The organism is Pseudoxanthomonas sp. (assembly GCF_002863005.1).
Lineage (GTDB): Bacteria > Pseudomonadota > Gammaproteobacteria > Xanthomonadales > Xanthomonadaceae > Pseudoxanthomonas_A.
Genome location: NZ_PKDG01000036.1, coordinates 1 through 7,254, shown reverse-complemented (window position 1 = coordinate 7,254; position 7,254 = coordinate 1). Strand labels below are relative to the sequence as shown.

Genomic DNA, 7,254 nt, shown 5'->3' with positions numbered 1-7,254 from the left:
GCGCGTCGGCGTGCCGCTGAAATGCCTGGCCAAGGCAGGTGCCGATGTCGCCAAGCTGGATCGTCCGTGGTCTGTCGGTAGCGCCGGGACGATGACGATCTCGGTATCGCGCGTGGCGCTGGGTGCGTTGAACGAGGCCGAGGCCAGCGTCGCATGCCCGGACGCATGACCCTCGCGCGTCATCCCCTTGCGATGACGCTGCGTGCGGGCGTCATCGCGCCGGTGACCGTCGTTCATGCCTCGAGGAGGCACGCGGCATGACGATCTGCCGCGCGCTACCGCCGCTTCGGGGGCGCTGCCACCGAGTCACGGATGACCAGCCGATGCGGGACCACGTGGTCCATCAGCACGCGGGTGCTGTCGGTTTTGCGCCGGATGCTGCGCAGCAGGATATCGATGGCCGCATTCGCCATCGACGCGATCGGTTGGTGGATGGTGGTGAGCTCGGGCCACACCGTGGTGGCGGCCGAGGTATCGTCGAAGCCGACCACGGACAGGTCGCGCGGCACGTCCAGGCCCCGGCGGTGCGCCACCGAGATCGCGGCCGCGCCCATGTCGTCGTTGCTGGCGAAGATGGCGGTCGGCGGCTTGCGATGGGCCAACAGCTTCTCGGTGGCCTTCAGTCCGGAGCGGTACGTGTAGTCGCCCTGCTGGACCAGGTCGGTGTCCACGTCCAGACCGGCTTCGTGCAGCGCGGTGACGAATCCGTCGTAGCGGCGCGAGCTGGCACTGAGGTCGCTGCGTCCGCGGATGAAACCGATGCGCTGGTGGCCCTGTTCGATGAGGTGCTCGGCCATCTCCCTGCCGGCGCGGAAGTCGTCGATCCGGACACAGGAGATGTCGTCGCTGAAACGCCCCGATGCGATCGCGACGACGGGGACACCAGCTTTCACCAGTTCGGTCACCGCCGCGCGCGACTCGCACAGCGGCGGAGGCAGGATGACGCCGTCGACGCGCGCGCCCAGCGCACGCGCCGCCTTGCGTTCGGATTCGGTATCCAGGTCGTCCCAGTAGTCGACCACCAGCTGGACGGCGGTGCGGGACGCTACCCGCAGCAGGCCGACCAGCAGCTCACGCAGGTAGGCGCCACTGGGATTGGTGTAGATGAGGGCGATGCGCGTGTGCTGCGCGGCGGCCAGCGAACTCGCGGCCAGGTTGGGCGTGTAGTCCAGCTCGCGCACGGCGCGCATGACGCGCTCGCGCGTGGCGTCGCGGACCTTGCCCTGGTTGTTGATCACCCGCGAGACGGTCATGGGCGACACGCCGGCCAGCGCGGCCACTTCATCGATCGTCACGCCACTGGTCTTGCGGCGGATCGCCTTCTTCGGCTTGTCCAATACGCGTTCCCTTCTTCCACGGTAGCCATGCGGTGCAGCGCCCCGCCGGTCCGGCAGGAGCGCCAGGGGGGATGATGCCGCTGCCCGCGCCCGCCTGTCCGCTGGACAGTGGAATGTTAACGCTAACCCCGGTATCGGGCGACCGCCGCCGGGGATGGCGGTTTGCGGTCGTGCTGGTCCTGCTTGGCCTCGCTGGGAACGCCTGCGCGGAAGACGGGTATGCGCTGTGGATGCGCTACGCGCCGGTCGACCAGGGCGTGGCGCACGACTACCGCGCGCGATTCGGGGAACTCGTCGCGCCCGATGCCACGGCCACGCAGCGCGCCGCGCGCGACGAAGTGGAGCGGGGCCTGTCGGGGCTGCTGGGCAACGCCCCGGTGCGACGGCCGGCCCCCGAGGGCAAGCGGGCATTGATCCTGGGCACGCCGCGGTCGTCGCCCCTGATCGCACCGCTGCGTGGAGAACTGGAGGCCCTGGGGCAGGAGGGTTACCTGCTGCGCGAAACGCAGGTCGGTGGCCGCACGCTGATGCTGGTCGCGGCCCGCGAGGACATCGGTGTGCTGTACGGCGTCTTCCATCTGTTGCGCTTGCTTCAGACCGGCATGTCGCTGGACGCACTGGAAGTGCGCGAGTCGCCCGCGGTCGCGCGCCGCGTGCTCAACCACTGGGACAACCTGGATGGCTACGTGGAGCGCGGCTACGCGGGAGGTTCGCTGTGGGACTGGCACACCCTGCCTGACTGGCAGGATCCGCGCTACGTCGACTATGCGCGCGCCAATGCATCGGTGGGCATCAACGGGACCGTCCTCAACAACGTCAATGCCCAGGCGTTGAGCCTCTCGCGCGAGTACCTGCGCAAGGCGGCGGCGCTCGCGGACGTGTTCCGTCCGTACGGCCTGCGTGTCTACCTGAGCGCGCGTTTCAGCGCGCCGATCGAACTGGGTGGCCTCGCCACGGCGGATCCGCTCGACCCCGGCGTGCAGCGCTGGTGGCGCGAAAAGGCGGACGAGATCTACGCGCTCATTCCTGACTTCGGTGGCTTCCTGGTCAAGGCCAACTCGGAAGGGCAGCCGGGTCCGCAGGACTATGGGCGTTCGCATGCCGAAGGGGCGAACCTGCTGGCCGACGCATTGGCGCCGCACGACGGCGTGGTGATGTGGCGCGCCTTCGTCTACGCGCACGACGTGCCCGAGGATCGCGCCAAGCAGGCCTACAACGAGTTCGTCGGCCTGGACGGTGCGTTCCGCCGCAACGTGTTGCTGCAGGTGAAGAACGGACCGATCGACTTCCAGCCGCGCGAGCCGTTCCACCCGTTGTTCGGCGCGATGCCACGCACGCCGTTGATGATGGAATTCCAGATCACCAAGGAATACCTCGGCTTCGCGACGCACCTGGTCTACCTGGGGCCGCTGTATGAAGAGGTCCTGCGCGCCGATACGCGGGCGCGCGGCCCGGGTTCCACCGTTGCCCGCCTCGTCGACGGCTCGCTGGACGGACACGCGCTGACCGGCATGGCGGGCGTGGCCAACATCGGCGACGACCGCACCTGGAGCGGTTCGCATTTCGACCCGGCGAACTGGTATGCATTCGGCCGGCTCGCGTGGAACCCCATGCAGTCTTCGCGCGACATCGCCGCCGACTGGGTCGCCATGACGTTCTCTCCGGCGCAGGAGGTGGTGCGGCCGGTGGTGGACATGATGATGGCCTCGCGCGAAACGGCGGTCGATTACATGACGCCGCTGGGGCTGCATCACGTGATGGCGCGCGGGCATCACTATGGCCCGGGTCCGTGGGTCGACGGCGGTCCGCGGGCCGACTGGACCTCGGTGTACTACCACCGTGCCGACCGCGACGGAATCGGATTCGATCGCACCGCGTCGGGCAGCGATGCGGTGTCGCAGTACGCAGCGGACGTCGCACGCGGGTTCAACGACGTGGAACGCGTGCCGGAGCCGCTGCTGCTGTGGTTCCACCATGTGCGGTGGGATCGCCGCCTGCGCTCAGGCCGGCCGCTCTGGGACGAGCTGGTCCATCGCTACACGCGTGGCGTGCGGAACGTCGAGGCGATGCAGGCCACGTGGCAGCGCCTGGAGGGCAGGGTGGATGCGCCGCGCCATCGTCACGTCGCCGCCTTCCTGCGCATCCAGCGCAACGAGGCGCAGTGGTGGCGCGATGCCAGTGTGGCGTACTTCCAGTCGCTCAACGGCCTTGCGCTGCCGGCGGGCGAACAGCCGCCGCCGCATCCGCTGGCGTACTACCAGGCACTGCAGTTCCCGTTCGCACCGGGAGACGGACGATGAGGTTCGCGCTCCCGGGCCTCCTGGTCATCGCATCGTGGTGCGTTGCCGCGTCGCCGCCGGCACGCGCGCAGGCGGCAGGCATCGAGCCGCTGCTGCATCCCCTGTTCCAGGATCACGCCGTGCTGCAGCGCGACGTGCCGCTCCGTGTGTGGGGTCAGGCGCGGGCGGGCGAAGCGGTGTCCGTGTCCTTCGCTCGCCAGACCGTGACCACGCGCGCCGATGCCGAGGGCCGGTGGAGCGCGCGGCTGCGTCCTTTGGCGGCCGGAGGTCCGTACGAACTGGTGGCCAGGGCAGGGCAGGTCACGCAGCGGGTGCGTGACCTGCACCTGGGTGACGTGTGGCTGTGCTCGGGTCAGTCGAACATGGAGCTGCCGGTCTGGCGCGCGCTAGACGCGAACAGCGAGATCGCGTCGGGCGCCTATCCGCGCATCCGCCTGTTCAACGTCCCGCAGTCCGCAGCGGTGGTGCCGCAGTCGTCGTTCCTGGGCCGGGCGGCGTGGACCCCTGCCTCGCCGGAGACGGTGCGCGATTTCTCGGCGGCTTGCCTCTATTTCGCGCGCGAGTTGCAGAAGACGGTCGATGTGCCGGTGGGGCTGATCCAGGCGGCCTGGGGTGGATCGCGGATCGAAGCATGGATCGGCGCGTCCGCCCTTCGCGCCGGCGGCGGCCGGGACGAAGCGCTCGACGTGCTCGCGACCTATGCCGACGATCCCGCTGCGGCGCTCGCGCAGTGGGGCAGGCAGTGGGAGCGCTGGTGGACAACGCGTCCGCACGCCGTGCCCGGCGACATGCCCTGGCAGCCCGGCGCGAGCGCCGGCGACTGGCCCGATGCTCCTGCATCGCTGGGCGCGTGGGAGCGATGGAACGTGGCCGCACTCGCGGACTACAACGGCATGGTCTGGTACCGCACGCAGGTCACGCTCACGGCGGCGCAAGCGGTCGCCCGCGCGACGCTGGAACTGGCGCCGGCCGACGAGACCGACATGACCTGGGTGAACGGCGTGGCGGTGGGCAGTCGCTACGGCGCAGGCGAGCCGCGCCGTTACCCGCTGCCGGCGGGGCTGTTGAAGCCCGGCATCAACACGGTGGTGGTCAACGTGCTGGACACCTATCGCGACGGCGGGCTGGCCGGACCGGCGGATGCGCAGGCCCTGCGCTTCTCGGATGGCACACGCGTCGTGCTGGACACACCGTGGCAGTACCGGATTGCGCCGTCGGACACATCGCCGCCTGGCGCACCCTGGCAGGCGGCCACGGGCCTGTCGACGCTGTACAACGGCATGATCGCGCCGCTGCATGATTACGGTGTGCGCGGCGTGCTCTGGTACCAGGGCGAGTCCAATACCGGTGAGGCCGCCGCATACGCGCCGTTGCTCCGCCTGCTGCGTGACGACTGGCGGCGCCGGTTCGGACCGCAGACGCCCTTTCTCGTCGTGCAGCTGGCGGGCTATGGCATGCCGCCGTCCTCACCCGTGGAAAGCGGTTGGGCCGAGCTGCGCGACGCGCAACGCCAGGCCGCCGCGGAAGATGCGCACTCCGGCCTCGCGGTCGCCATCGACATCGGCGATGCGTACGACATCCATCCGCCGAACAAGCAGGAACTCGGCCGGCGTCTCGCGCGCCTGGCTCGCCACATGGTCTACGGCGAACGCACGCTTGCACCGTCCGGCCCCGTCGCACGTGCGGTGTCGCGCACGCAGGACGGCGTCGGCATCGCATTCGACGGCATCACCGGCACGCTGGCGACGACCGGCTCGGACCATCCCATCGGTTTCGAACTCTGCGATGCCACGCAGCGCTGCCGCTACGTCGATGCGCGCATCGAAGCGAGCCGGGTCGTAGTGCGCGGCCCTGCCGTCGCTGGCGCCATCCGCGTGCGCTACTGCTGGGCCGATGGCCCGGTATGCACGCTTCGCGACACCGCCGGACTGCCGGCCGGTCCTTTCGAACTTCCCATCCCCGCTGTCGAGGCGCCCCGATGACACCGCTCTCTCCGCGAAACCTCCAGGATGCCCGTACGCACACGTGCCGCGTCCCAGCATCTCGCCACGCCGTGCGCGGCCTGCTGGCCATCGCGTTCATGTTGCTGGCCGCCACCGGCAGCGTGCTGGCAACCGAAGCAGCGCCGCCGGTCTATTTCGACTGGTTCGAGTACACCGGCCGCGACACGGCCTTCGAAGCGCCATTGCCCGCCGGCCACTACCGCAATCCCGTGCTGGCGGGCTTCCATGCCGACCCGAGCATCGTCGCCGCCAACGGCAGGTTCTACCTGGTCAATTCCAGCTTCACCTACTTTCCGGGCATCCCCGTGTTCGAAAGCACGGACTTGGTGCACTGGAAGCAGATCGGCAACGTCATCGACCGACCGACGCAACTGGACTTCGACGGCCTGAGCGTGTCGCGCGGCATCTTCGCGCCGACCATCGAGTTCCACGATGGCACCTTCTACGTGGTCACGACGGCGACCGACAGCGGCGGCAACTTCATCGCCACGGCGCGCGATCCGGCCGGTCCGTGGTCCGATCCGCACTGGCTGCCGACCATCGGCGGCATCGATCCGTCGCTGTTCTTCGACCACGACGGCAAGGTGTATCTGCTCAACAACGACGAGCCGCCGGGACCGGCGCGTTACGACGGCCATCGCGCCATCTGGATGCAGCAGATCGACCTGGCGCGCTTCCAGCCGGTCGCTCCGCGCAAGGTGCTGATCGATGGCGGCGTGGAGCCGGAGAAGAATCCGATCTGGATCGAGGGTCCGCATATCTACAAGCGGGACGGCTGGTACTACCTGTCCGATGCGGAGGGCGGCACCGGACCGCAGCATTCGCAGGTGGTGCTGCGCAGCCGCGACGTGTGGGGTCCCTATGTGCCTTACGCGGGCAATCCCATCCTGACCCAGCGCGATCTGCCTGTGGATCGTCCACTGCCCATCACGAATGCCGGCCATGCCGACCTGGTGGAGGGGCCCGATGGATCGTGGTGGGCGGTGTTCCTGGCGAGCCGCAACTACCAGCGCCGCCACTACAACACCGGTCGCGAAACGTACCTGCTGCCCGTGCATTGGCGCGATGGCTGGCCGGAGATCCTGCCTGCCGACCAGGTCATCCCGTATGTGGCGAAGGCTCCCTCGTGGATGCAGGGCGAAGCGACGCAGGCGCCGTCCACCGGCAATTTCTCCCATCGCGATGAATTCGATGCGCCGGCACTGGCGTCGGAGTGGCTGCGCGTGCGCGTGCCCAAGTCCGCATGGGCAGGCCTGGCCGCACGTCCCGGTTCCCTCGCTGTTCATCCTCTGACGGAAGGGCTGGAGACGCTGCGCAATCCCGCGTTCCTCGGTCGTCGCCAGCAGCACGCGATAGAGCAGCGCTTCCGGCTTCTGAGTCGGGTGGACCTTATGCCCGCCCTTCTTGAGCCGCTCCTGCCCCTTACATTGCCGAACCTGCCAGCGGCCGCCTATCCGACGCCTCCACGGGTCGTCCACAACGCAATCGTGTTGCTCCCAAACAATACATTGCTGAACCCGCCAGCGGCCGCCTGACTCACACTCAAACACACCTCGCCCATCCGGCCACAACCAACACTCAAAAACACCTCGTTTCCACGGCCAAGGACTCCCT

General features: G+C 68.8%; 4 protein-coding genes and 1 pseudogene. 4 read left to right on the top strand and 1 reads right to left on the bottom strand.

Annotated elements, in window-relative coordinates:
* The coding region (locus CYU89_RS13670; protein WP_296281796.1) for a putative glycoside hydrolase at nucleotides 1-169 on the top strand (169 nt) is incomplete at its 5' end.
* A 106-nt stretch (nucleotides 170-275) separates the two neighbouring features.
* Here the strand turns inward: CYU89_RS13670 and CYU89_RS13665 are convergent.
* Nucleotides 276-1,337, bottom strand: a complete 1,062-nt coding sequence (locus tag CYU89_RS13665; RefSeq protein ID WP_296281792.1) for a LacI family DNA-binding transcriptional regulator — start codon at nucleotides 1,335-1,337, stop codon at nucleotides 276-278.
* Between the two features lie 113 nt (nucleotides 1,338-1,450).
* On the opposite strand from CYU89_RS13665, the gene CYU89_RS13660 reads away from it, so the two are divergent.
* The 3 genes and pseudogenes from CYU89_RS13660 to CYU89_RS13650 form a co-directional block, all read left to right on the top strand.
* Complete coding sequence (locus tag CYU89_RS13660) at nucleotides 1,451-3,637, top strand: alpha-glucuronidase family glycosyl hydrolase (protein ID WP_296281790.1); 2,187 nt, start codon at nucleotides 1,451-1,453, stop codon at nucleotides 3,635-3,637.
* Nucleotides 3,634-5,619: a sialate O-acetylesterase gene (locus CYU89_RS13655; RefSeq protein WP_296281789.1), complete on the top strand. Its 1,986-nt coding sequence runs from the start codon at nucleotides 3,634-3,636 to the stop codon at nucleotides 5,617-5,619. The genes CYU89_RS13660 and CYU89_RS13655 overlap by 4 nt, the downstream gene beginning before the upstream one ends.
* Nucleotides 5,620-5,717: 98 nt before the next feature.
* A pseudogene (locus tag CYU89_RS13650) lies at nucleotides 5,718-6,989 on the top strand (family 43 glycosylhydrolase); the annotation flags it as partial.
* Nucleotides 6,990-7,254 lie beyond the last annotated feature (265 nt).